Source organism: Candidatus Pelagibacter sp. HIMB1521 (assembly GCF_052047875.1).
Taxonomy (GTDB): Bacteria; Pseudomonadota; Alphaproteobacteria; order Pelagibacterales; family Pelagibacteraceae; genus Pelagibacter.
Genome location: NZ_JBNAIZ010000002.1, coordinates 57,661 through 82,522, shown reverse-complemented (window position 1 = coordinate 82,522; position 24,862 = coordinate 57,661). Strand labels below are relative to the sequence as shown.

General features: G+C 28.0%; 30 protein-coding genes. 20 read left to right on the top strand and 10 right to left on the bottom strand.

The genetic code is table 11. The features are described 5' to 3' along the window. Positions 1–40 precede the first annotated feature (40 nt). The 5 genes from ACTTA5_RS01160 (at position 41) to ACTTA5_RS01140 (ending at position 4,059) form a co-directional block, all read left to right on the top strand. Positions 41–253, top strand: coding sequence for a cold-shock protein (locus ACTTA5_RS01160; RefSeq protein WP_075505957.1), 213 nt, complete (start codon positions 41–43; stop codon positions 251–253). Positions 254–571: 318 nt separating this feature from the next. Further along, positions 572–1,966, top strand: coding sequence for a histidine--tRNA ligase (gene hisS, locus ACTTA5_RS01155; RefSeq protein ID WP_440647293.1), 1,395 nt, complete (start codon positions 572–574; stop codon positions 1,964–1,966). Further along, positions 1,944–2,990 (top strand): ATP phosphoribosyltransferase regulatory subunit, encoded by a 1,047-nt coding sequence (locus ACTTA5_RS01150; RefSeq protein WP_440647291.1) that lies wholly within the window; start codon positions 1,944–1,946, stop codon positions 2,988–2,990. Before hisS ends, ACTTA5_RS01150 begins: the two co-directional genes overlap by 23 nt. Continuing rightward, the gene (gene hisG, locus ACTTA5_RS01145; protein ID WP_440647289.1) at positions 2,987–3,670 is read left to right on the top strand and encodes an ATP phosphoribosyltransferase; all 684 of its coding nucleotides are present in this window, start codon (positions 2,987–2,989) and stop codon (positions 3,668–3,670) included. Before ACTTA5_RS01150 ends, hisG begins: the two co-directional genes overlap by 4 nt. A gap of 197 nt (positions 3,671–3,867) precedes the next feature. Next, positions 3,868–4,059, top strand: a complete 192-nt coding sequence (locus tag ACTTA5_RS01140) for a hypothetical protein (RefSeq protein WP_440647287.1) — start codon at positions 3,868–3,870, stop codon at positions 4,057–4,059. A 4-nt stretch (positions 4,060–4,063) separates the two neighbouring features. Here the strand turns inward: ACTTA5_RS01140 and ACTTA5_RS01135 are convergent, their stop codons facing one another. Further along, positions 4,064–4,864, bottom strand: a complete 801-nt coding sequence (locus ACTTA5_RS01135; RefSeq protein ID WP_440647285.1) for a hypothetical protein — start codon at positions 4,862–4,864, stop codon at positions 4,064–4,066. 124 nt (positions 4,865–4,988) lie between these two features. Here ACTTA5_RS01135 and ACTTA5_RS01130 point away from each other — a divergent pair, with 124 nt between their 5' ends. The 8 genes from ACTTA5_RS01130 to ACTTA5_RS01095 all read left to right on the top strand — a co-directional run bounded on the left by ACTTA5_RS01130 (position 4,989) and on the right by ACTTA5_RS01095 (position 8,446). After that, positions 4,989–5,441 carry a hypothetical protein gene (locus ACTTA5_RS01130; protein ID WP_440647283.1) on the top strand — a complete coding sequence of 151 codons (453 nt, stop codon included), beginning with the start codon at positions 4,989–4,991 and terminating at the stop codon, positions 5,439–5,441. A gap of 9 nt (positions 5,442–5,450) precedes the next feature. Then, positions 5,451–6,020 (top strand): HD domain-containing protein, encoded by a 570-nt coding sequence (locus ACTTA5_RS01125; protein ID WP_440647281.1) that lies wholly within the window; start codon positions 5,451–5,453, stop codon positions 6,018–6,020. A 76-nt stretch (positions 6,021–6,096) separates the two neighbouring features. Continuing rightward, positions 6,097–6,333 (top strand): hypothetical protein, encoded by a 237-nt coding sequence (locus ACTTA5_RS01120; RefSeq protein WP_440647279.1) that lies wholly within the window; start codon positions 6,097–6,099, stop codon positions 6,331–6,333. Continuing rightward, positions 6,317–6,457: a hypothetical protein gene (locus tag ACTTA5_RS01115; protein WP_440647277.1), complete on the top strand. Its 141-nt coding sequence runs from the start codon at positions 6,317–6,319 to the stop codon at positions 6,455–6,457. Before ACTTA5_RS01120 ends, ACTTA5_RS01115 begins: the two co-directional genes overlap by 17 nt. 50 nt (positions 6,458–6,507) lie before the next feature. After that, positions 6,508–6,708, top strand: coding sequence for a hypothetical protein (locus ACTTA5_RS01110; protein ID WP_440647275.1), 201 nt, complete (start codon positions 6,508–6,510; stop codon positions 6,706–6,708). Positions 6,709–7,115: 407 nt separating this feature from the next. Next, a complete protein-coding gene (locus ACTTA5_RS01105; protein WP_440647273.1) occupies positions 7,116–7,688 on the top strand; it encodes a hypothetical protein in 573 nt (190 codons plus the stop codon). Position 7,689: 1 nt separating this feature from the next. Continuing rightward, a complete protein-coding gene (locus tag ACTTA5_RS01100) occupies positions 7,690–8,064 on the top strand; it encodes a hypothetical protein (RefSeq protein WP_440647272.1) in 375 nt (124 codons plus the stop codon). 4 nt (positions 8,065–8,068) lie between these two features. Then, positions 8,069–8,446, top strand: a complete 378-nt coding sequence (locus ACTTA5_RS01095) for a hypothetical protein (protein ID WP_440647263.1) — start codon at positions 8,069–8,071, stop codon at positions 8,444–8,446. Here the strand turns inward: ACTTA5_RS01095 and ACTTA5_RS01090 are convergent. From ACTTA5_RS01090 to dndA, 5 genes are read right to left on the bottom strand one after another with little or no spacing between them, the layout of a single operon-like run. After that, positions 8,443–8,895 carry a hypothetical protein gene (locus ACTTA5_RS01090; RefSeq protein WP_440647262.1) on the bottom strand — a complete coding sequence of 151 codons (453 nt, stop codon included), beginning with the start codon at positions 8,893–8,895 and terminating at the stop codon, positions 8,443–8,445. The genes ACTTA5_RS01095 and ACTTA5_RS01090 overlap by 4 nt on opposite strands. Beyond that, on the bottom strand, positions 8,895–9,500 hold the full coding sequence (locus ACTTA5_RS01085; protein ID WP_440647260.1) for a hypothetical protein: 606 nt from the start codon (positions 9,498–9,500) through the stop codon (positions 8,895–8,897). Before ACTTA5_RS01085 ends, ACTTA5_RS01090 begins: the two co-directional genes overlap by 1 nt. Positions 9,501–9,540: 40 nt before the next feature. Continuing rightward, positions 9,541–10,212, bottom strand: coding sequence for a DarT1-associated NADAR antitoxin family protein (locus ACTTA5_RS01080; RefSeq protein WP_440647258.1), 672 nt, complete (start codon positions 10,210–10,212; stop codon positions 9,541–9,543). Further along, entirely contained in the window at positions 10,202–10,777 is a 576-nt protein-coding gene (locus tag ACTTA5_RS01075; protein ID WP_440647256.1) for a DarT ssDNA thymidine ADP-ribosyltransferase family protein, read from the bottom strand. The genes ACTTA5_RS01080 and ACTTA5_RS01075 overlap by 11 nt, the downstream gene beginning before the upstream one ends. Next, positions 10,778–11,911, bottom strand: coding sequence for a cysteine desulfurase DndA (gene dndA, locus ACTTA5_RS01070; protein ID WP_440647254.1), 1,134 nt, complete (start codon positions 11,909–11,911; stop codon positions 10,778–10,780). Positions 11,912–11,992: 81 nt separating this feature from the next. Between dndA and dndB the strand changes: the two genes are divergently transcribed. The 5 genes from dndB to ACTTA5_RS01045 are packed head-to-tail and all read left to right on the top strand — an operon-like array spanning position 11,993 to position 18,827. Continuing rightward, on the top strand, positions 11,993–13,078 hold the full coding sequence (gene dndB / locus ACTTA5_RS01065; RefSeq protein WP_440647252.1) for a DNA sulfur modification protein DndB: 1,086 nt from the start codon (positions 11,993–11,995) through the stop codon (positions 13,076–13,078). Beyond that, positions 13,068–14,555 carry a DNA phosphorothioation system sulfurtransferase DndC gene (gene dndC / locus ACTTA5_RS01060; RefSeq protein WP_440647250.1) on the top strand — a complete coding sequence of 496 codons (1,488 nt, stop codon included), beginning with the start codon at positions 13,068–13,070 and terminating at the stop codon, positions 14,553–14,555. Before dndB ends, dndC begins: the two co-directional genes overlap by 11 nt. Continuing rightward, positions 14,555–16,522, top strand: coding sequence for a DNA sulfur modification protein DndD (dndD, locus tag ACTTA5_RS01055; protein WP_440647248.1), 1,968 nt, complete (start codon positions 14,555–14,557; stop codon positions 16,520–16,522). The genes dndC and dndD overlap by 1 nt, the downstream gene beginning before the upstream one ends. Next, positions 16,522–16,899, top strand: a complete 378-nt coding sequence (dndE, locus tag ACTTA5_RS01050; protein ID WP_440647246.1) for a DNA sulfur modification protein DndE — start codon at positions 16,522–16,524, stop codon at positions 16,897–16,899. The genes dndD and dndE overlap by 1 nt, the downstream gene beginning before the upstream one ends. A 5-nt stretch (positions 16,900–16,904) precedes the next feature. Beyond that, the gene (locus ACTTA5_RS01045; RefSeq protein WP_440647244.1) at positions 16,905–18,827 is read left to right on the top strand and encodes a DNA-directed RNA polymerase subunit alpha C-terminal domain-containing protein; all 1,923 of its coding nucleotides are present in this window, start codon (positions 16,905–16,907) and stop codon (positions 18,825–18,827) included. On the opposite strand, the gene ACTTA5_RS01040 is transcribed toward ACTTA5_RS01045, so the two are convergent. From ACTTA5_RS01040 to ACTTA5_RS01025, 4 genes are read right to left on the bottom strand one after another with little or no spacing between them, the layout of a single operon-like run. Continuing rightward, complete coding sequence (locus ACTTA5_RS01040; protein ID WP_440647242.1) at positions 18,828–19,337, bottom strand: hypothetical protein; 510 nt, start codon at positions 19,335–19,337, stop codon at positions 18,828–18,830. It lies immediately after the preceding gene. Further along, positions 19,334–21,334, bottom strand: coding sequence for a coiled-coil domain-containing protein (locus tag ACTTA5_RS01035; protein ID WP_440647240.1), 2,001 nt, complete (start codon positions 21,332–21,334; stop codon positions 19,334–19,336). The genes ACTTA5_RS01040 and ACTTA5_RS01035 overlap by 4 nt, the downstream gene beginning before the upstream one ends. After that, complete coding sequence (locus tag ACTTA5_RS01030; protein ID WP_440647238.1) at positions 21,331–21,501, bottom strand: hypothetical protein; 171 nt, start codon at positions 21,499–21,501, stop codon at positions 21,331–21,333. Before ACTTA5_RS01030 ends, ACTTA5_RS01035 begins: the two co-directional genes overlap by 4 nt. Further along, positions 21,485–23,707: a DEAD/DEAH box helicase family protein gene (locus tag ACTTA5_RS01025; protein WP_440647236.1), complete on the bottom strand. Its 2,223-nt coding sequence runs from the start codon at positions 23,705–23,707 to the stop codon at positions 21,485–21,487. The genes ACTTA5_RS01030 and ACTTA5_RS01025 overlap by 17 nt, the downstream gene beginning before the upstream one ends. Before the next feature lie 92 nt (positions 23,708–23,799). On the opposite strand from ACTTA5_RS01025, the gene ACTTA5_RS01020 reads away from it, so the two are divergent. Together ACTTA5_RS01020 and ACTTA5_RS01015 are read left to right on the top strand one after the other, a co-directional pair. After that, positions 23,800–24,330: a hypothetical protein gene (locus ACTTA5_RS01020; protein ID WP_440647234.1), complete on the top strand. Its 531-nt coding sequence runs from the start codon at positions 23,800–23,802 to the stop codon at positions 24,328–24,330. Then, complete coding sequence (locus ACTTA5_RS01015) at positions 24,327–24,842, top strand: hypothetical protein (protein WP_440647232.1); 516 nt, start codon at positions 24,327–24,329, stop codon at positions 24,840–24,842. The genes ACTTA5_RS01020 and ACTTA5_RS01015 overlap by 4 nt, the downstream gene beginning before the upstream one ends. The last annotated feature ends 20 nt before the right edge of the window (positions 24,843–24,862 follow it).

Genomic DNA, 24,862 nt, shown 5'->3' with positions numbered 1-24,862 from the left:
AATCTTAATTAAAATTAACAACATAAGGACTAAGAAAAAAATGAGTACATTACAAGGAAAGATCAAGTGGTACAATGGGAAGAAGGGCTACGGGTTTATTGAAAGAGACGATAAAGAAAAAGATGCGTTTGTACATGCGAGCGCCGTGAAGGCTGCTGGTATGAGGTTTTTAAATGAAGGTGATAAACTTGAGTTCACTTTAGAAGACGGCCCTAAAGGTCCTTCTGCAGTTAATTTAAAGAAAATAGACTAAATTTATAAAAATATTCTTAAAGGACGTTTTATCTGTAATAGATAAACGTCCTTTTTTATTTCTTGCATATCAATTATTTTTGTCTAAAAGACCGTTCATGAATATAAATATTACATACAGAAAAACTTTAAGAATTACGCATAGACACTGTTTCCATAGCCATTAGGCTATTTATTTATATTATATTTTCAAATCCACACAAAATAAGATAAAACAAAAAAGTATGCCTTGGTGGTGAAATAGTATCACGTCGGTTTGTGGATCCGAAGTCATAGGAGCGTAACCTATCCAAGGTACCAAAACGCCGTGAAGGCCAAAATGAATAAAGAAAATAAACTCAATCCTTCCCTACCATCTGGATTTGAAGATCGTTGGGGCAAAAAGCTAGTGTTAAAAAAACAGCTTTTAAATGTGATTGAAAAAAATTTTATAAAATTTGGAGCAGAACCTTTAGAAACTCCATCTTTTGAAATCAGTGAAAATATTGGATCGTTTTTAGCAGATGACGAGGAGAACCCTATGTCAGATATTTTCAGTTTTGACGACAGAGAAAAAAAAATTAGTTTAAGATATGATCTTTCGAGCCCACTTGCCAGATTTGTAGCTCAAAATAATCAAGACCTCCCGTCAATTTATAAGAGATACGCAATTCAAAATGTATTTAGAAATGAAAAACCTGGAAATGGTAGATATAGAGAATTTCTTCAAGCAGATTTTGATATTATTGGAAATGTAAACTTTGCACAGGCTAATGCAGAGTTGTGCAACTTAATATCAAATACTCTTCAAGATATTGGTCTAAAAAAAGATCAGTTTACAATTAATGTAAGTAATAGAAAAATTGTACAAGGTTTAATTGATGATTTAAAAATTTCTGAAGATAAACAGCTAAAAGTTATAAGAGCAATAGATAAATTAGATAAGCCTGGATTTGGTTTAAAAGGAGTTGAAGACCTTCTTAAAAAAGAGAGAAAAGATGCAAGTGGTGCGGTTACTAAAGGTGCTGATTTAACAGATGAACAAGCATCACAAATTCTAAATTTTTTAAAAGTTAAAGAATTAAAAGAATTAAAAGAAACTTTAAAAAATCCATTATCTCAAGAGGGAATAAAAGAATTAGAGGATGTGTTTGAAATAATTGGCTATAGTTCAAATTTAGGCCAAGTCAAAACTAACTTTACAATCGTAAGAGGTCTCCAGTACTACTCAGATTTTATCGTTGAAACTAATTTAAATTTTAAAGTAACTAATAACAAAGGTAAAACAGTTGATATTGGCAGTATCTGTAGCGGAGGTGCTTACGCGAAACTAATCTCAAGATTTAAAGGAGTTGATAAACCTGGGACAGGGGTAAGTTTTGGAGTTGATCGATTATTGTTTGCTCTAATGCAACTTGATCAAATTAAAATTAATGATCAAAAACCTGTTTTAGTCTGTGTCATGGATGAAAAATTCCTTAAAAATTATTATGAAATTGTAGATCAGCTAAGAGAAAATAATATTAATGCTGAAATATTTTTAGACACAAAGAAAAATTTAGGTAAGCAACTTGATCTTGCTAATAAGCGTGATTTAAATGTTGCAATTATTTGTGGTGAAAATGAATTTAAAGAGAACACAGTTACGATAAAAAACCTTAAAGGTGTAAAAGGCCAAAATAATCAAACAATTCCTAAAGAAAAGTTAATCGATGAAGTCAGAAAATTTATCTAATATTCTTAAATCAAGTGGATTTAAGAATATTGAACTCGATAATATTATAGAGTCTAAACATATCCTAAAAAGATCTGGAGGTAACTTTAGACAATATCTATTCTCTTTTTATGATCAAAGAAATGTAGAATGGAGCTTACGTCCCGACTTAACTTTATCGAGTGTTATCAAATTTATAGGAACTAAAGATCAAAAAAAGACTAAATGGTCATACAGTGGTGAAGCTTACCGGAAACAAAATAAGAATAATAAATCACCTATTATTAAACAAACAGGTTTTGAAATATTTGGTTCTAATACTAAAGAAAAAGATGATTATGAAATCCTTAAAACATCAATCAATATCTTCAAGAAATCAAAGTTTAAAAAATGTGAACTGAATTTAAGTAATATCGAAATATTTCATGTTCTCGTTAACAAATTAACTTCTCTTCCACTAAGATGGAGAGAAAAAATTAAAAGACACTATTCGAGAGAAGTTTATTTTGATCAATTACTTAAGAAATTATCTGATAACAAAGATATTAATCCCAAAATTGTTGAGCAAGACAAAGCAAAAGCAGAACGATTAAGAAAAAAAGATCCATCGAAGATGTATTCTGGAAGATCTTTAAAAGAAATTTTGGAGAGGTTTGATTTAAAAAATTATCAAGACCCAAGAAATCTTTCTAATAAGAATAGTGTTAAAATAATTAAAGATTATTTAAAAATTTCTTGTCCAATTGAAAAAGCACCTAAAGTTTTAAATGATTTCTTTAAAAAGAATAATTTAAATATTTTTATCAGTTCAGATTATTTTCCAATTAATAAAAATAATAATAAAAATATAAAAGTAATTTTTAATACCAATATAAACCGAACTGTTAGTTATTATACGGGGATGACTTTTAATATAGAGGTAAAAACAAATGGTAAAAAAGAGGTTTTTTTATCAGGTGGAAGATTTGATAATTTAATCAAAGATCTCGGGAACAAGAAAGACCTAAATGCTGTAGGTGCAGCAATTAACAGAAGTATTTTATGAATAAAGATATAATTAATATTTTAACTTTATCTAAAGGCCGAATGAAAGCTGAGGCCGAGCAAGTTTTTAAGAAAAGCAAATTGAAAATAACTCAAGAAAGTGAACGTTCATTGATTGGATCTATTAAGGGTTATCCAAATATTCGTGTACTTTATATGAATGCTACTGAAATTATTGAAGCTTTAGGTAAAGGAATTGGAGATATTGGTATTAGTGGAAAAGATTTATGGCGTGAAAGTGAGCAAAGTATCCAATCAAATATTGCACTTTCTAAGGAATATAGTTGGGGAAAATCTGATTTAGTAGTTGCTGTAGATAATATGTGGCTAGACTGCGTAAATCCTACAGACTTAGAAGATATCTCTTATGAGTTTTATCAAAAAAAGAAAAGATTAATGCGTTGTGCAACTAAATTTAAAAACCTTGCTCATGGATGGTTTAATTCTAAAGGGATTACTCAATATGAATTAATTACTTCATTGGGGGCTACTGAGGGTGCAAATAAATTAGGTACGGCTGACTTAATAGTGGATTTGAGTTCAACAGGGGAAACTTTAAGACAAAATAATCTAAAAGTTATTGATACCATTTTGAGTTCTTCTGCTTGTTTATTTTATTCCAAGAAATCAATTAAGAAAAAAGGCGTAAAGAAAATACTGAAATTACTTTCTAAAAATTAAGTCCTTCCAGTAAATTAGAATGATTTTGATTATATCTAAATTTCTTAGTACCGCATAAAGACCAACTAACAATCCAATACAAACTAATATTTTAAATAACAAAATTAATTCCATAACAAAACTTAGCTGAATAAATTAACTTATCAATATTATTATAATCTTAATTATGACATCAATTAATATTATTAATTTATGTAATGATTAATCAGTTTTTTAATTGGTGTGTCTATATTTTAGAAGTAATTGGCAATGTTACTGGGATGGGATATGAACTTGCTAATATTGTTATTTTCGTAATTTTACAGCCAAGTTTAATCCTTTTATTCTTTATATTATGGAGAAAAGAAGTTAGGAAAAATAGGCAAATAGAAGTTAAAGTTAAAAAATAAAATTTTATTTTTTGTAATACCTCCATTTTCTTTCTCCTCTAAACCTTGATTTGATACGTACTCCATTATCATTTACACAATCTAGAATATCCCCATCTGGGTAAATTATTTCAGACTGACCGTGCAAATTACCTTTTACAAAATTTCCTTTAATAATTGTTCCTTTTTCCTGATCATCAATATCTTTTAAAAATGTTATTTTACCTTTACCGTGTAATTCATCATCTTTCCATTCACCCTCTGTTTTAAATTGATCTGATACTATTAAAGTACCTTCTCCGTTTTTTTTGCTTTCAATAAACTCACCCTCATAAACCTCTTTTGCCTTTTCAAGAATCAATTTACCCTTTCCATGAAAGTGGCTTTTTTTCCATTGGCCTTTATATGAATAATTTCCTTCACACTCATACTCACCTTGTCCATCAAAAACACCATCTTTAAATTCACCTACGTAGTCCCAAGGATTGTCAGTTAATTTCTTACGAAATGTTTTTGATTCAATATTTAAATCATATCTAGATAAATACATATAACCATGACCATGCGGTATCTGTTCTTGTGCACTTTTTATTGCACCTTTATAAGTTCTTCCATCAGGGTAACTTAATTCTGCTCTTATTACTAAATTATCACCCATTTCTTTTATACTTGGGTGACGACTTTCCAGTATTAGAATTTCATCTTTAAGATTTTGATACTCTTCTATAGTTATGGGTAATTTTTTATGTTCTGCTTGATAAATATCGTATGAATTAAGTAGTTGCCTTTTTTTTAGATAATCATTTTTAATTTTTTTATTTCTCATAAAACAATAAAAAATAAAGATATCACACTTGATCCTAGTAGAGTTGTTTAAAAAGACAAAGATATAGAGATAAAAGTAAAGAAATAATCATATTTCTAACAATTTTTTTTATTATTATTATTTTGTGAGAATAACTCTTATTTTTCTATTAACTTTTTTTGTTTTAACAAATTCTTCTTTTGCAATTTTAAAAGTAACTAAACTTCCTCATAAAAATGCTGAGATCGAGAGAATATATAAATTAGATAATGGTAAATTTATTTTTATTGAGCGATTTGTTAGAGGTCATATTATATGGGAATATGATCAAGGATTAGATAAATTTAAGGAAATCGCAGGTGTTTGGGGGTTTATTGATCTTGCCTCTAAATGTGAGCAAATAAAAAGTAAGGATATTTATTTTGCTACTACTTTAGAATATTGGTTTGCTGGTGGCACTAATATTGATCACCCAGAAATAAGAATATTTGAATTATACGAACCCAATCCTTGGAGAGATACTGATATAGGAATTACACCTAGCATGAAATATGCGAAGGAGTGGTGTACTTTTTATAAACCTTATTATAGAAAATAAATTTGATTTATGATTGATAAAATAAAATACAAAAAAGCTTTAGATTTTGCCTACAAGCTTCATTTTAAACAAATCAGAAAAGGAACAGAAATTCCTTATTTTTCTCATCTTATTTCAGTAAGTAATAATGTAATTGAAAATGGTGGTAATACTGATGAAGCGATTGCTGGATTACTACATGATGCAGTTGAAGATCAAGGAGGATTAAAAACTTTAAAAATTATAAGCAAAAAATTTGGCAGTAAAGTTGCTAAAATTGTTAGTGACTGCACAGATGCTGAGATAGAACCAAAACCACCTTGGTTAGAAAGAAAAAAAAGTTACATTAAAAGCCTTAAAAATAAATCTCAATCTTCACTTTTTGTTTCTATGTGTGATAAAACCCATAATGCGTCTTGTATCATCAATGACCACAAAAGAGTAAGTAAGAAATTATGGAAAAGATTTTCTGCAAAACCAAAACAAATCTATTGGTATTATGATAGTCTTGCCAAATGTTTTAATAAAAATCTTAAAGGAAAAAAAGTTTTAAAACAAAATTTTTCAAAATTAGTATTAGAATTAAAGAAAATTTTATGATAATATAATTTATTGTCTGTGATTTAGAAATAACTCTACTTGCTTCGGACATTAAACATTAACGCTAAAGGAGCATATGAAATATAAAATCAATAAAGCAAAAAAAGACGACCCAATTTATAAAAAAGAGTTTACCATAAGTTCTATTAAGGACTACTTCCAATCAAAGAAAGATAGAGGATTAAAACCTTTATTTTTTGAAAAAATAGGAGACAAAAACTCCACTCGAGACGAAAAACTTCAAAATCTCTTTAGAGTCTTAAAAGAAAATGGTTGGAAAATTAAAGGAGGGCCTAATGGGAAAGATAATTAGTGCAAGGCTCGCAACTGATAAATATGACCCGATGGGTCTTTTAGGAACATATGAAATTTTTAAACCTAAAAAAAATTTTAAGAAAAATAGAAAAAAGCCCAAGGTAAGAAAAAATAAAAAATAACCATAAATTGAACTCCCTAGCTTTATTTGATAGAGTTAGGGAGTAACTAAATGATAAATTGGGAAATAGCTTTAGCAGTGTTAATTGTTGGTTTGTCTATAGTGATGCCTATTTATTATTCTTATCAAAAAAAAATTGAGAAACAAAAAGTAGAGCAAGCTTTAAAGCATGGCAGAGAAGTGGCCGAAGGTGAAAAAATTAGAGTTTATTTAAATCAAATCAACGAAACATTTAGAAAAAAAACAAAATAATTTTTTTTCTTATCTCATAAATAAAACAAGTTTGTAGCAAAATTCAAACAAACACTATTGATTTAGTGGGATCATGCATTGGATTTCAATCCTTTTCTATCGTATTCCGCTGTTTTTATTATCTCCCTTGTTGCGTAATTCGAGCAAGCAGAAAAGGATTGAGTCTATTACCAACTATAAACTTTTAACTTTAAAAAAATCAACAAACCTCAGGAGTTCTAATACATGGAAATAAACCGTGTCTGTAAGTATTGCCACGTGAATACATACATTGCATACGATAACTGTAGCCCCGTTTACAAACAATCATTTAAATTTGAAATAAAACCTGGAGAACATAACAGCTTAGTCTGGGATAAGATCATTAAAATATTTGAGAAAAATGGATACAAAGTGGAGCTCAAATCATGAAGAGAGTTCTTCTTATTATTTTATCTCACTTATTGCTATTTTTTATTGTCTTCGCCTATCAAGCCCAAGCTCATGCTGAAGATGAGGAATGGACTATAGATAGTTTAGAAACTATGGCTTATGCAAGAGTTTCAGGAGAAGTTATTCATGGTGATAATTTAAACTTCTTCATCGACTCTAGAGATGATTGTCAAAAAGTATGGAATAACTTTACATTTGTTACTTACAATGACCCTGGAGACATTAAACAGCTTGTGGGAAAACATATTCCAATAACAATTAACGGTGAAGAAATAACAGCAAAAGTTGAATTTATTTCTCCTTTCTTAAAACTTGGTTGGAGAGTACTTTTTACGATCGGCACATATCCTGTAAAAGAATACATTAATGTATTAAATAATTTTTATATAGAAGAAAAAAAATATGAAATCAAAATCATTGATGGCATTGATTTTAAAGCAGATAAATACTTCGATATTTCTGTAAACAGTTGGAAATTAGATAAACTTGTTCCATCTGTTTTAGCAGCCCATAAGCTTTGTAAACAATTAAACGATATGGAGAGTTAAAATGCTTAGAATTTTTTTATTAATTATACTTTTGTTTCCCAATATTTCTTATGCAGATGAGGGTCTTAATCTTACCTGTAAAAATTTATTATCAGCACTTGGAAGACAATACGAACCTTTAAACTTTAAGCTTGAAGTAACCGGATTTCATTATTTTGATAAAGATCACAATGAATTTAAGGTCATTCCATCAGAGGAATTGGTATTTGGAGACGACATGTTTGTTGCTAAATTTCCTGACTATGAATTAGGGTTTCAAAGAATAGTATATGCTGGTGAAACAGAGCAGATAATAACTATGTCAAAATATGATTTTATAAATGATAAATTTCTAGCTCACTATGAATGTGATGTAGAAACAACGTATATTGATTAATTATATGTTTATTAAAAATAAAAAAGAAACAATCTATTATAGTGGTTTTTCAATGGAACCACCTGAAACTGTAGAACTTTTAGATAATTTAAAAGGAAAGATAATTTCAAATCGAACACACAAGATTATAAAATTAGAAGAATATAAGATCTTATCTTTTTGGGATAAAATAAATGAATTAGGAGTATGGAATTGGAGTAAAAAATATCCTGTAAAAGAACCAGAATTAGAACAACTCTTAGACGGGTATAGATGGAAATTAAAATTAAGAGATAGAAATGGTAAAGCTAAATATTGTTCAGGCTATATGAGTTTTCCTAGAAAATTTAAGGAATTAATTAAACAATTAAATTATTTGTTTGGCAGCAAAATTAGATTTTAATTATTATCTTTTTGCTCGTAATACCATTTTTTTTGTCTGTCTCTTTTAGCTTCTAATTGTTCCTCAGTTAAATTAGCATAGATTTTTTTATCATATTGTTCTTTCTCTTTTTGTGTCATTTCATCTCTTATTTTTTTAGTAGAAGCTCTATTTTTTAATACACTTATGTCTATTTTACCCTTTTTGAATTCTTGAATACTCTCTTTAGTAGAGTGCTTTAAAATGTTGTTCATATTTATTCTTTTGCCTGAATGATAAAATTTAAGACCTGGTCTATCAGTTTCTTTTCTAGTTAAATATTTTACCTGATTTAATTTTGTCTCTCCTCTAAAATCTTTCTTAGTCCAATTCCGTGGTTTGCTATCAATTATTTTTTGGAGTTCTTCATCAGTACGAAGAACCCACTGATTATTACCTTGTGGGTTTCTATTAAATTCTTTATTGCTCATTAAGCTTTTTTAAACTCAAATAGTTTTAGAGATATAAAGTCTCTTCTAGATATTTTCTTTTTTAATTTTGGTATTTTAACTTTAAGAGATCTTACAAACTTTAAATATTCAAAAAATCTAAGTGTAGAAACAGTTTTTCTAACAACAGCTGCAATACATAATCCTACTAAAAAGCTTAGTAAAGAAACACCCATTGCTTTTACTGTTAAAGCAAAAGCACTAACACTAGCACCACCTTTAATGATACCCCACTTAAGATTTCGCATTTCCTGTTTGTTAGAAGATTGATCATATCGATAAGCAAGCACTACTATTGAAGTAATAGAACCAACTGGGTCCCCATGCACAAAACTAGAAGCAAGTACCCCTGATGCTATTTCAGAAAACTCTTCTTTATGTCTTTTTTTCCAATTAAAAAATAAAGCAAGTGGTCCAATAGAACTTGCAAGCAATTCATTAAATTCAACGTGCTTGATATCGTCTAGCCATCTTTGAGGAATCTTGATGGCCTCATTAAATTGATCATAAATAATTGTATATGATTTAGAGTAAGTTGAATGTATGGCAGATGAAATAATAGGTAGTGAATGCAAAATTTTTTTCACAGAAAAGTCTTATAACACAAAATAGGCAAAAGTTTGAAATTTATATTAATTTTTGTTGATAATTTTTAAACTTTTTTGAAGGTATTAAATTTTTTAGCTCTTCAAGCTTATATTCTTTATTATTATTTAATATTTTATTATGAACCATTGATGAATATAAAGCTGCACTATATGCCTGACAATTTAATGATTTTTCTGGATTAAATTCTATATCAGTAAAAGCTTCATAATTAAGTATTTCAGCTTTCAAGTTTTTGTTTTGATTTAAAGCTATGAAATAAAGCCATGAATAAAAATCAAAATCCAAAGAAAAAGTTTCACCAAAAAAACTAAATTCTTTTAAATCACTTCTTTTTATTCTTTCATCTGTTTTTGCATCAATCGATGATTTTTCATAAATATCCTCGTTTGGTCCTTGGTCAGTAAATATTTTGCTGCCTTGAAACAAGCTTTCTAAAAAATATTCTTTATTTTTATAATTAATTCTTAAATTGAATGCACTTAATTGAATTCCTAATTTATTTTCAGATTTAGTTGAGATTTCTAATATTTTATCCAACTTAAATTCTTTAGATATATTTTCATGCAAAGATGAAATAGATTTTTGTTTTTGACTTTTTGCAAAACCAGAGAACCATGTGAATTCAACTGAATTTGTTGTGACTAGTTCTTCTTTATTTTGAGATGGAATAAAAAAAGGTCTATTTGCCATCTATTGCTCTTTCAATGTTTTTATAATTAATAAAGTGTTCAGGACTAATTTTTCCAAGTATACATATTTCTGCTTGATTATCCGTTGTCTCATTTGGTTTTTTATTTTTTCTTGGAAAAACACCTCTGGAATTGAAAGTATTTTTATTAAACAATCTCAAAAATGCATTAGGTGTTTTTAAATATTTAATTTTTGATGCTTCTCTAAAATCATTATAAATTGAACTAGCAGCGTTTGTTTCACAAAAAATAGCTTCGATTTTAGTTAGAATTACTGGCTTAATATGTATTTGAAACCAATCTTTTCTTTGAAGATTATAGACGTGTGAAAATTTCTTTATTAAATGAGGATTTAGTTTCGTAACTGAAACACATACTGCATCTAGCCAATCATCTAATCTTTTTTTATCGTTGTAATAATATTTAATTTTATTTTTATCTAAAGTCTGTCTTGGAATAATTCCATGTTTTAATATTGATTTTAAATTGTCTCTTCTTGTTACATGAACTAATTTTATTATTCCTTTTTCCTGAATTATTTCTTGAAATTTAAGCTCATACTTCATTTAAATTATATTTTGTAATCTTTCTTTAATTTCTTCAACAGGAATTTTATTATCAGTCAAATGACACCATGAAATCCTCACAGCCCCTTTGACAATATTTTCGTTGTTATTCATTGCTTTTATTACATGGGATGGTTCGTAAGTTGATGAAGTACAAGCAGAACCATTACTAATTGAAATTAAATCTTTAGTGGTTAACATAAATGCTTCTGCATCAACAGTTGGGATCGAAAAATTGATGCAATTTCCTAACAAATATTTTTCATCACCATTTAAATTTCCATTTAAACTTTTCATTAATTTAATTATTTGATCATAAATTTTTTTATTTTGTTCCTGTCTTTTTTTTAAATTTTTCTTAGCAATTTTGGCGGCCACACCTAAACCAACAATTAAATGAACTGGAAGAGTACCAGGTCTTAACTTTGCTTGTTGTCCACCACCAAAAAATAATGGTTGTAAAGGTGGCTTATTAAAATTTCTTAATCTAGTAACTAATGCCCCAATTCCTTTAGGACCAAATACTTTATGGCCACTAATGCTTATTAGATCAATTCTTTTATTCGAAAGTGTATCAATATCTTTTCCATACATTTGTGCTGCATCAACATGAAAATAACAGTCATGATCTTTAATAATTTCAATTATTTCATTAATAGGTTGTATTACACCTGTCTCATTGTTAACTCCCATAATTGAGATAAGAAGAGTATCTTCTCTTAATTTATCTTTGATATCTTTTTGATTTACTCTTCCAGATTTATCTACATTTATAACATCAACTTCAAATCCTACTTTTTCTAATTCCTGAATTGGTTCTAGTACTGCTTTATGTTCTATGGCTGAAGTGATGATATGTTTTTTATTATTTTTTATACCATAATATTTTAAACCAAGGATTGCGATATTGTTCGATTCTGTTGCGCCACTTGTGAAAATTATTTCGTTTCTTGATGCATTTACTAAACTTACTACATTATCTGTTGCTTCATGAACTGCTTTCTTTGCAACAGAACCAAAGCTGTGTGTATGAGAACCCTCGTTACCAAAGTCTGTCGTTAAATAATTATTCATCTTCTCTACAACCTCAGGTTCAATTGGAGTAGTAGCGTTGCAGTCTAAATAAATGCTCATTTTAGTATGTTGAATTTTAATATTTGTATGTTAAATAAATAACATACAATATATAAATAATCTAATATTTTATTGGTTTTTATGACTTTAAATGTTCACAAATTTGCAGCCATCAAAGGACAACAATCAGGGGATGATTATTACACCGTTGTTTGTGAAATGGCAATTATTCCAAGATTGTTTTTATTTAATGAAGCAACTATTCCAACAGAACTTCGTGCACAAAGACATATCAATAAATCAAGGATCCCTGAAATGGCAAGATACATTGTTGATAATCCTAAGAACTATATTTTTTCTGCCCTTACAGCATCAATAGATGGCAATGTTACTTTCAAACCATTAAAGTTAAATGGCAAAGATAGTGAAATAGGTGAATTAGAAATTGCTGGTGATGCAAAATTAATGATTAATGATGGTCAGCATCGTCGTGCAGCAATTGAAAAAGCATTAACTGAAAATCCAGATTTAGCAAAAGATACTGTTGCTGTTGTATTCTTTAAAGATAAAGGACTAAAAAAATCACAACAAATGTTTTCTGATTTAAATCGTCATGCTATTCGACCAGCAACAAGTATTGCTAAACTTTATGATCATAGAGACCCAATTGCTGAAGTGATAAGAAGAGTTGTTTATGAAACTGAAGTATTTAAAGGTGTAGTAGAAATGGAACGATCTACTATTGCTGAACGATCTTCAAAACTATTTCCATTTTCAGGAATTTATTCAGCTTCAAAAACATTAATTGATTTAGAAAAAAATAAAAAAATTGAACAAGCTGTTAATTTGGTAAGTTCTTTTTGGGAAACTGTTGGAGAGAACATGGATCAATGGCGTGGAGTTAGAATAGGAAACTTGTCACCTACAGAAGTAAGAAGAGATTATATTCACACACACGTAATTATCTTACAAGCTTTAGGTCATGCTGGTAAAGATCTAATTGCACAATTTACAAGTAATTGGAAATCTAAGTTAAAGAATTTAAAAAAAATAAATTGGCTTAAGAATAACCCTGAATGGCATCAGCGAGTAATTATTAATGGAAGAGTAGTTAAAAATAACAACAGCATTATTTTAGCTTCAAACATAATTAAAAAAGCTTTGGGTGTTAAATTAAATATAAAAGAAAAAGCATTAGAAAGTCAGGTGAAAAAAAGTGGAAAGTAAAAGAAAATCTTTTTTTAATGAAATTGGTTTTAAGCCAACTATTGAAAAATTAGTAGATTTAACTGCTAAACTTTATTTAGAAGATGATAATCCATGGGTCGTTGGTTATTCGGGTGGAAAAGATAGTTCTGCTTGTTTGCAATTGATGTGGAGAGTATTAGAAAAAATTAAATCAGAAAATAAACCCATTAAACCATTACAGGTGATTACTACAGATACATTAGTTGAAAACCCTGTAGTTGCTACATGGGTTCGAACTTCCTTAGATTTATTGAGAAACAAAGCAAAAGAAAAAGGACTGCCAATCTTTCCAAACTTATTAACGCCCAATATTGAAGAGACGTTCTGGGTAAACTTAATTGGCAAAGGTTATCCAGCGCCCAATACTAAATTTAGATGGTGCACAGAACGTATGAAAATAAGGCCTAGTGACCGTTTTTTAAGGAAAATATCATCAGAAAGTGGAGAAGCTGTTTTAGTAATTGGGACTAGAAAAGCGGAGAGTTCTAATAGAGCTATTTCCATTACTCGTTTTGAAAAAGAGGCTACAAGAGAAAACTTTTCAAAACATGTAAACCTTATGAATGTCAGTTCATATTTACCTATCAAGGATTGGACTAATGATGATGTTTGGCTTTATTTACTTCAAGAACCGTCTCCGTGGGGAATAAACAATAAAGATCTTCTATCAATGTACCAAGGTGCAACAGATGGAGGAGAGTGTCCTTTAGTGGTAGATACTTCGACACCTTCATGTGGAGATAGTAGATTTGGTTGCTGGGTTTGTACACTTGTTAAACAAGACAAATCAATGTCAGCAATGGTTCAAAACGACTCTGAAAAATCATGGATGGAACCTTTATTGCAATTAAGAAATGATCTAACTATTAAAGATCATGATAAAAGAGATTTTAGAAGACTAAAAGGTCACGTACAATTAATGGGACCTGAGGATGAAGAAACAACAGTACCAGGACCTTATACCAAAACAAGCAGAGAAGAGTGGCTTAGAAAATTATTACAAGCACAAAATAAAATTAGAAGTAACAATCAGCTTCCTAAAGATTTGAAAAAAATCCAACTTATTAATCAAGAAGAATTAGATCAGATTAGAAAAATATGGTTTTACGATAAATTAGAAACGGATGATATTTTGCCTAAAATTTGTGAGATAGAAGCTAAAGGAGAATACAACTTTGAACCTTTAGAAGACAGCCATGTTTTTGACCATGATATTTTGAAAATATTAAAAGAAACTTGTGGTGATGATGAAATGATTTTTGAAATCGCAAGAAGTCTTTTAGAAGTTGAGCGTAAGCATTTTAAAAGTAATCGTCGAACAGGGTTATTTGATGAGTTTGAAAATATTTTTAGAAAATCGTTTTATAAAGATAAAACAGACGCAATTGAATACGCTAAGCAAAAGAAAAAAATTAAAAATCAAGCAAATAAACAATTACCTTTAGAGACTAATTAATGATCTTTGAAAATTTATTAATCAATAATTTTGGTGTTTATTGTGGAAAGCAAAATTTTGATTTAAGTACAAAATCAAAAAAACCAGTTATATTAATTGGGGCTCTTAATGGTTCTGGTAAAACTACATTTTTACAAGCAATAGATTTTGTTCTTTATGGTAAATTTTCAAATTACTTTTATTCACAAAAGCTTTCTTATGAAAACTTCTTAACTAAAAATATTAATAAAAAAAACTTTGATGAGGGTGCACAAATAGAACTAACCTTTAATAGAAAATATAAAGGTAAAAAACAAAAGTTTAAAATCTCAAGGAACTGGAAGTTAGTTGGAAAAAAAATGAAAGAAGAATTCTTTGTTTTTATTGATGATAAATACGATGAAGACATCACTAAAGATTGGGATAATTTTGTTGATCAGATTTTACCTTCCAGAGTTGCCTCTTTATTCTTTTTTGATGGAGAAAAGATTGAACAATTGGCAGACTTAGATCAATCTAAAAAAGTATTGAAAAAAGCCATTAATTCACTGTTAGGTCTTGAGATTGTAGACCAATTAAATGTTGATGTTGATGAGTTTCAGAAAAGATCTTCTCTTCAAATAAAAGATGATGATGAAAAAAAAGTAATTGAAGAAATGGAAGCAAAGATCAAAGAATATGAAAAAGCAATTAAAGTTGTTGATGAGAAAATTGTTAAGGAAGAAGATAAATTAACTAAAGTTAAATATGAGACGAGAGAACTAGATATAGAACTATCTCAAAAAGGGGTAGCTTACTATGATAAGAAAAAAGAATATGAAAAAGAACAATTAGAAATTGATGAAAAAAGAAAAACTTTGCAAGAAGATTTAGTCAAAGTTGCAGCAAGTGAAGCACCATTACTTATTGTAGAAAAAGAACTAAATGAAATTAATTTACAATCAAAAGAACACAATTCTTCAATAGATCAGTCAATTATACAGGAAAAAATTAATCAGTTAGTAGACCAATTTAATGAATTTTCTGAAAAAAATTGTTCAGATAAAGATTATCTAAGTAAATTTAAAAAATTTAGTGACCAACAAAAAATCAAAAAAGATACAAATAATCAAAAGACTGAATTTTTATTAAAAAGTATCAATCCATTTGAAACAAATTTTTTACTTAATGAAAATCTTCCAAATACGAAAAAAGATATAGATAAATTAACATCTAAAAAAATTAAATTAGATGAAGAATACGAAAAAGTTTCTCAATTAATAAATAAAATACCAAGTGATGATGAAATTAAACCTTTAATTGAGAAATCAAAAAAACTTAAAAAAGAAGAAGAAACTTTAATTACTAAAATGAATCTTTTAAGAGAAGAACGTGGAAGATCAAATGGTCCTTTAATAAAATTAAATTTTGATCTTAAAAAAGAATATGAAAGAAAAACAGCAAAAGATATTGATAATTTAGACAACAAGAGATTTATTGATTACTCAATTAAAGTTAAAGACGTTTTAAGCTCTTTCCATGTAAAAGCACTAGATTATCATATTAAAAGATTAGAAAAATTAATTTTAAATTGTTTCAAAAGTCTTCATCGTAAAAAGAATTTTATTAAATCAATCAAAATTGATACAATTGAATTTGATTTAAAAATTTCAGACAAAAAAGATACTGAGATAAATACAGAGGATCTTTCAGCAGGTGAACGACAATTACTTGCAGTGGCTATTCTATGGGGACTTGCAAAAGCATCCAATAGTGCAGCACCAACTATTATTGACACTCCTTTGGGAAGATTAGATAGTGAACATCGATTTAATTTAGTAGAACAATATTTTCCAACCGCATCTAAACAAGTAATATTATTGTCGACAGATGAGGAGATTAATAAAAAATATCACAAGTTTATTTCTCCATATTTATCAAGGTCTTACAAAATTGAATATGATGAGAAATTAAGTGGTAGTAAATTATCGGAGGGTTATTTTTTCTAATGGATATTGATCTAGACGTACTAAGAACCTCAACGAATGTTAAAAATTCTTTAACAAGAATTAAGACAATTACTGGAATACCCAATTGGAATATTATTTGTAGATGGGCTTTTTGTTTATCTATCAAACAAACTGCTCTACCTAGAGAAGTGGAAGAGAAATTGGATGGAATAGAAATAGATTACGACGTCTTATTTGGTAAAAATAAACCAATATACACGCAGCTTTTAATCAATAATTTGGTTACCCATAAAGTTGAAATAGATAAGAAAAATCTAACTAAATACCTATACGCTCACGTGAACCGAGGTGTAAATATTATTTATACTAACAAGTTAAAAGATATTTCAGGGTTGATGGCCTTTACAAATTCTTAAAAAAATTGACGAAAATATTTTTAAAAAAGAGAAATTACCAAGCTTTTGTTAAGTTAGAAAATAAAGACAAACTATCTATAGAATTAAAAGATTTAGAGTTTTCTGTTCGTGCAATAAACTCTTTATCCAATCAAGGAATTAAAACTCTAGGTGAATTAATTGTTTATACTGAAAATGATTTAAAATCTTTTCCTAACATGGGAAGGACAAGTATTGAAGAAATTAAAAATATATTAGAGGATTTTTCTTTATACCTAGGTATGAATTTAGAACCAATCAATTTTGAGGAAAATAATAATACAGTAGAACCAGAAAATAAGGAATGGACAGAAGTTTCAAAAACATTACTTCTAGAATTGATAAAAGATTTTAACGAAATTCCATTACCTTTAAGAGCAAAAAATGCTCTATTAAATTTAGGTTGTAATTATGTGGGCGATATAATTATGTTAAATAAATCAGAATTATTTAAAATTAGAGCCCTTGGCTATAAATCAATCTTGGAAATTGAAGATTATTTAATAAATTTAAATTTAGATTTTGGTGATCAGTTAGATCCTTGGGATAAAGATATTGTAATTAAATTACGAGACGAATTAAGAGAAGAAGTTTCGGAAACAAAAAAATTTGAGTTAATTGATCAAGATAAATTATTAGAGATAGAATTAAAAAGAGTTTTAAATGAAGCAATTCAAATATCAAAAAAAGATATTTCAATTAAGGATAGAGTAATTGATGTTTTAAATAGTAGATTTGGTTTAGATGGAACACCAGCAAAAACGTTAGAGATAATTGGTCAAAAATATAATGTAACTAGAGAACGTATAAGACAAAATGAAAGTTATGGATTAAGAAAATTAAAATTTTCTAACCCGATTACACCAATATTGGAAAAAGTTTTTAAAATTTTAGATCAGTCGCTTCCAATTACAGAGATTGAATTTAATAGAATATTAAAAGATAAAGGACTTACAAACCTTGAGTGGGATTTTAAAGGATTGCAAGATTTTTATGAGAGCTTTGGTCTCAAGCAAGATTTTTATATTTCAAAAATTAATAACATAAGAGTTATTTCTAAATCATCTATTGACAATGTTTTTAGAGAAGTAATGAAAAATGTAAAAAAAAAAATATCTAATTCAGGATTAATGTCACTATCTAATTGTATGAGTTTTAGAGAAATATATTTAAATAATATAAAAAGAGATACAGTTAAAAATTTTATTCAAACGATGCCAGTATTTTATTGGCTAGATTCCGAGGAAAATTGGTTCACTTTTTATTCAAATAGAAATCGTTTATCTAATTTAGTTTCTAAGGCAGCAACAGCTTTACAAAAACAAAATATTGATGATTTATTCAAAAAAATAAAGAAATATCATAGATTAGAAGAGGTATTGTATTCTAAAGAGGTTTTTAAAAATTTTTGTCAAATTTGCTTTGATGCAAATCTAAACGAAGATGAAATTAACTTTATTTCATCAAAATCTAAATTGTCTAATTATGAGGGTTACCAAGGGAAAATTGTAGCCCCAAATGAGCAAAAAATAATTGATATTTTTAATGATTATGGACCAATTTTGAATTGGTGGGATTTAAAAGAACTAATTAAAAAAAATAATGTTTCTGAGGCATCATTTATAATGATTATGCAATACTCAGTTTTTTTTAAAAGAATAGATAGAGCCACATATACTTTATCAAATCAAAAAATTGATTTTAAAAACATTAACAATTTTAAAATTGATTTATCAAATGAAAGCTATTCGGTCCAAGAAACTGAAATTTTAAAAAATCAAATTGCCTACATTGATGTTTATGATTTTGGAGAATTTAAATTAACTATGGACTATCCAAGACCCTTAAGAAGAGTGATGAAAGATTATAAAGGAGTTTCTTTTGAAAATCAGGTTTATATTGTAAGTTAACTACTTAATAAGTCTACAAATAGTATCAAAAAATTTAACTAGTGTAGATGGAGTATTGTAATCTAACTCTTCTAGAATTTTTTTATAACCACCAAATGCATAACTATGCAATTCTTTATTTCCCTCATCACTTAATTTAGTATCTGAATTATGATCTAAAATAGAATTCAATTGTTCATTTATCTTATTTTTTTCATCAAAATTTTTTTTAGTTATCTTATTTAAATATAATCCAATTATTATGTCTGAAGCTTTTGAATCTTTTAAATTAATTGTCCATCTGCTTGTAATATCAGTACATTCAAAGTCTGAAGTATTTTCCTTTAACTCATGTTTTAAACCAACAAGTAAACATATGTAAAATAAATCTAATTGATTTGATAAAGGAGAATATAGATTTTGAGAATTTGATGAATTCGTTTTTTTGATTGTATCCCAAAAATCGTACATGCTAATTATTTTTTCATTAGATTTGTGTTTATCAATAAAATTAAATCTCTGTAGATTCATTTTTTAACTCCAGTAAATTCTTTAAAGAATTTTTCATTATAAGCAACAACACCACTTTCGAATTCATTTGTATCAATTTTATTTGTTTCTGCTAATTGGAGCATGTGTTGTGAAGCTTCACTTTTATTAAATACAGTTATTAGGTTAATGTTATTTGATAATTCTTTTTGTAAAACTTCAGCAAACTGCTCTTTTTCCACATCAAAAATAAAGCCAATGTATTGACCTGTATGATCTTTTACTAAACCTTTTGCTATTTCAGATCTACCAATTGCATCCAACGCTGTAACTGGGCTATCAACTATAAGAGGAAATTTTAGATTAGATCTATTTAATAGGTTAATTAAAAATAAATAGGCAATTCTGGCCATTTGTCCTCTAGATGCTCCACTTCTTTGATTTCCTTCTGGAGTTTCTAAGGTTATCTTGTCTTTGATACTTTTAACGTAAATTTCCTCCAAAGGTAAAACTCTTTTTACCTCTTTGTTAATATCTTCAATTATTTTTTTCGATATTTTGTCTAAAGATACTGCCTGTATGTCCTCTAACCATCCCTTCAGTTGATTAATTTTTCTTGATTCCGTAACTGCTTTTGATCTTTTGTTTACATCTTCTGTAAGATCATTAATTCTTCTTTCTAGCGTTTTTTTACTTTCAGTCATTGGTGGTTCCAAAGGATTGTATGGTTGATCAAAGACATTTTTTAACCAATATTCAACCTCTTCCAGTTCTTGGTCAAGTTTTGCTTTTTTTTGAGCTAATTCATTAAACATTTCGTCATCAGTATTTTGATATACTTGGTCAAAAGTATTTTTTGCTATTTTAACTTCTCTTTCAAAAGAAATTAAATCATCAGAAATTTTTTCATAATTACCTGTTGCCTCAAAATTTTTGATAGCTGTTTTAATGGGATTGAGGATTGCTATATTTTCTTCATCAAGAAACAATTTTTTACTTTCTTTAATGTTTTCTTGCATTTCGGGTGTCATGTGATTTCCACACAAACACTCTGCTGATTCAATAATTTCATCAAAGAAAGCTTCTCCAACTCCTTTTGGAATTCTTTTTTTTGTTAGATTTTTTTCAAATAATTCTAATTCACTTTTAATTTCTTTATTTATAGACATAGGATTTTTGAGACCATTAAACACAATCTCAAATGCTTCTCTTAATTTTTCATTTTTTTCATCCAAAATTTCCTTTGCTATAGAAATTTGTTCCTTAATATCTGATTTTTCATTTTTAATTTCTTCCATTTTTTTTTCTATATCTTTAATTTTTTTTTGAAGATTAGATTTTTTATCTTTTTGTTTTTCAGATTTCTCTATTATTTTTTCATGATGTTTAATAATTTTTTCTAATGTCTGTTCATTTTTTTCTAATTGACTATCTTTTAATTTACCCTGATTTTTTTTTCTAAAATTCTTAATGAATGCTTCTAAACTTTTAGATATCTCATCCAAATAATCCAATTTACAAAGTTTCTTAATAATCTTGTCAGTCTGTTGTCTATCAGCTCTGTACAAGCTTTCGGTTAATTCTAAATCAAAAAATGTTATTTCTAAAAATTCGGGTGTAATGAATCTGCTAATACCATCTGGCAAAACTAGGCCATCTTCATAACCTGATCCATCTCCCTTAAAAGTAGAGTACTTAATTGTATCTTCTGAATAATCAAAAGACACATTTACTCTATAATTAATTTCGTTGTTTATTTTAAATCTAACTTCAAAAGTTCCTTTTTTTATATCAGAATCGTCACTTCTTACTTCCTCTATATATCTTTTGATTTCTGTAGCGTTATTTTTTTTATTAATATCATAAAAAGAGTTTCTAAGAAGATTGAGGGTTGTAGTTTTTCCCTCACCACTTAGCATTTGATATAATGTAAAATCTCTTGTGTTATTTTTATCATCAATATTTACGATTACATCTGGAGTTTTAAAACCTTTATATTCCCATCCAGTAATTTTTAAATTTTGAACTTTTGTACTCATTTAATTTTATCGATAAGTTCTTGAATTACTTTTTCAGTATCAATATCTTTTTTACCATCATCAATTTCATCTAGCCATTTGATTAGAATTTTTGATATTTGATCACTCTCTTTAGCTTCTTTTATTTTTTCCTCAATTGAACTTGTGATATTATTGTCTATGCTCATAACTAGTGCCTGTGATCTCCTGCAATTCTAAGTATCTTCTATAGTCAGAAGAATCTTCATCCTCATCTTTTAAATCATCTTCATCAAAAAAATCAATAATTATTGCTTTTTTATCTGGATTATCATTATCTTTTCTTAAAACTCTGCCTATTCTTTGAATGAATTGCCGTCCTATTGGAGTAGCGAAAAGAACAATACAATTTAAATTTTGTATATCAATTCCTTGAGATAATTTTAGAACATTTATAATACAATCAATCTTATTTTTTGAAAAATTTTCTAAATTTTTTTTATCTGCATCCTGAAAATGAGTTTTTACATTTATATGAGGGATTAATAAATTTAAAATATCTTTTCCATAATCAGTTTCATCAGCAAAAATAAAACTTCTATGTAGTTTTTCTTTGAGAAAATTAATATTCTCTTCAAAAACTTCTAATTTATTTCTTGCATTTTTTCTTACATCTGAAATTGCAATATTTCTCTCAGCTTCAGCTTCATGTTTTGGAACCCCTTCTTCAATTCTCTTATCATATCTAAGCCTATGGGCGGTAATTTTCGATTTTTCATCTGGATATAATTTGTAAGTTAAAGGGATTAATTTAGACTCCACCAAGACACCATCCTTAATTGCTTGAGTTAATTTGTAACTCACAATTGGATCTTCCCCACCACCTTGAATTTCATTGAATAGTGTTTTTTCTCTTTCTTTGTCGAAAGGTTCTCTAATTGTTGCTGATAAACCTAATTTATATTCAAATTTATTTTGTTTTCCAATTACCTTTGATCCAATATCTGGCGCAAAAAGATCATGCACCTCATCGTGTATTACTAGGGTTTTGCTTTGATCTTTATCACTAATTTTATCTAACAAGTCTGGAAAATTACTCTGTCTTATTAATATTAAATCTACCCCAGGTTTTTCATAAGCTAAGAGAAAAGAATCAAATTCATTTTTATCTGCACTATATTCTAAAAAATTTACTGTTTCTGAAATTTTTGAACTGGTCCATTTAATTATATTATCTCTCCATTGCCTTATAAGATCAGTTCCTTTCATTTGAATTATAATTTTGTTAATTTTTCCTTCATTAATTAATTGTGTAGCTATTGATAAAGCAGTCCTTGTTTTGCCTGTGCCTGTTGCCATTTCTAGCAATCCTTTTTTTGCCTCAATAAAAGTCTCCCTTGCTTTTTTTTGGAATTCCCATTTTTTTTCTGTCACTTCTAAATAATCTTCTTTATTTTGATTTAATTGATTTAAAAATTTTTCCTTTAATTTTTTTCTAACATCCTCTGCAATAGCATTTTCAAATGGTCTATTATCTTCCTGATCTAAATCTTTAATATAATTTCTCCAATTTTCTTTTGTTACAAAATTATTTTTCTTAAAAAATTCTTTAATATTTTCTGGTGCTTTAGATTTTATAGCTTCAAGAATTTTTTTATTTAAATTTCTTACTTCCAAACCATCGAGTTCATTTTCCCATGCCAAATCAAATGCCTCTTCAATGTCATCAACGTATTCTTTTTGGCCTGGAACCCAACTTTTAAACAAAGAGAAACTTCCTCCGTTTCTCTCCATCCCACTATATGTTTCATTTTCACTACCATTAAATCCAATTTTCTTATTTTCCCAATCTAAATAAAACACACCTTCTTTGTCATGGAACAAATTTGAATTAGCCACGTGTTTAACATAGGCAAATTTAAGAATTAATCTTTTGGTCTTAATTAACCACGCTAAAACTGCAAATATTTTAGATCTATCCTGATCACCGTTTGCGATAGCCATAGCATCTTCAATAATACGGTTTTGTATTTCATCATAAAAGTCATCGATATTTTTATTTTTATTTAATCCTTCATTTAAAACTTTAATGTCCTCAGGTGACAATTTAGGCTCTGCTAGAATTTGAATTTGGCAACTTTCATTTTCTACATCAACTAATTTAGGTAAAGCTTCTCCATATTGAAACAAAACACTACTAGTAAAATCACATGTTGCTCTCTTAAGCTTTTTACTTGCAAGCAAACAGGGAGCATAAAAATCTTTTGCTATATGATCTCCTCTTATAGATTTGTATCTACGTTTAAGATTTTCAACTTTATTAATTAAATCTTTATTAGACATCTTTTCTTTTAGATAACTTATGTTATAATGACTTATTCTTTTAATAAAGAATCTTTCTTGGCAAGTAGCCATGCGGCCTTAAATAAAGCCTTTTAGGTGAGCCTTTAAAATCAATAAATCAACTTTTGTAGGAATAATTCTACAAATTACTTAAAGGAGGCCTTATGGCAACAATTAAACAGATTAATGCTAATAGAAAAAATGCATTACTATCAAGGGGACCAACGTCTAAACTTGGTAAGCTTAATTCATCTAAAAACTCATTGAAACATGGACTGACCGCTAAGCAATTAGTGATTGGTGAAAATTTAAAGGAGTTTGAAAAATACCGAGATCGGATGATTGATGCTTTAAAACCTGAGGGGATTTTAGAAGAACAAGTAGTATTCAAGATCATTGATGTAGGTTTTAGACTTCGAAGAATAGGGGGAATTGAGGCTGGTATTTACAACCAGGAGATTCTCCATCACGAGGCAGATGAATATAAAAATAAAATAGCTGAAAAGATTGAGTTCAAAGAGGAGGAGGAATTGGTTCAGTCTTCAGATAAATCTATCAATTTAAAGGGTTTAGCTTTCTGCAGAGATAGTAAATATGGAAGTGCTATTTTAAAGCTTAATACCATCGAGGATAAGCTGATGAATAAATATTACCGATTGTTAGATATTTTAAAGATGATGCAGGAGGCAAGATGAGCTGGAGAAATAAAAGAGATCATTTTACTAATTATACCTGTAAATGGAGGAAATCTAATCTTGGAAAAACGAACCCAAATCATCATTATTATATGCGGTTAATTAAAAAGGAGACTGATAAATTTCTAAGAGAAAATAAAGATTATTTGTTAGCAAATAAGCCTGAGATTTATTACTCAATGATCAATAGAAAACTGCCTAAAAAGTATATTAAAGAAGAAAAAGTAATAACACCTGTGAATTCTTATATACCTCCTCAATCAAGGATGAGTAGGGAAGAACTTGATCAATCTTTAGAAAAACAAATTAGTGAACGAAAAGAAAAGGAACAAGCATTAAAGATCAAAAGAGAAAAAGAAAGAAAAGAACAAGAACGACTTAGATATAACCGTGAGACATTCGAGAAAGAACGGAGATATATTTATTGGGTAGACCCTAATAAGCCAATTAATCAAAATAAATTAGGTTCATCACAACAATGGAGAATTGAAAAAAAGTATAAGTATTATTAGTAAAAATGCTTATAGTATCT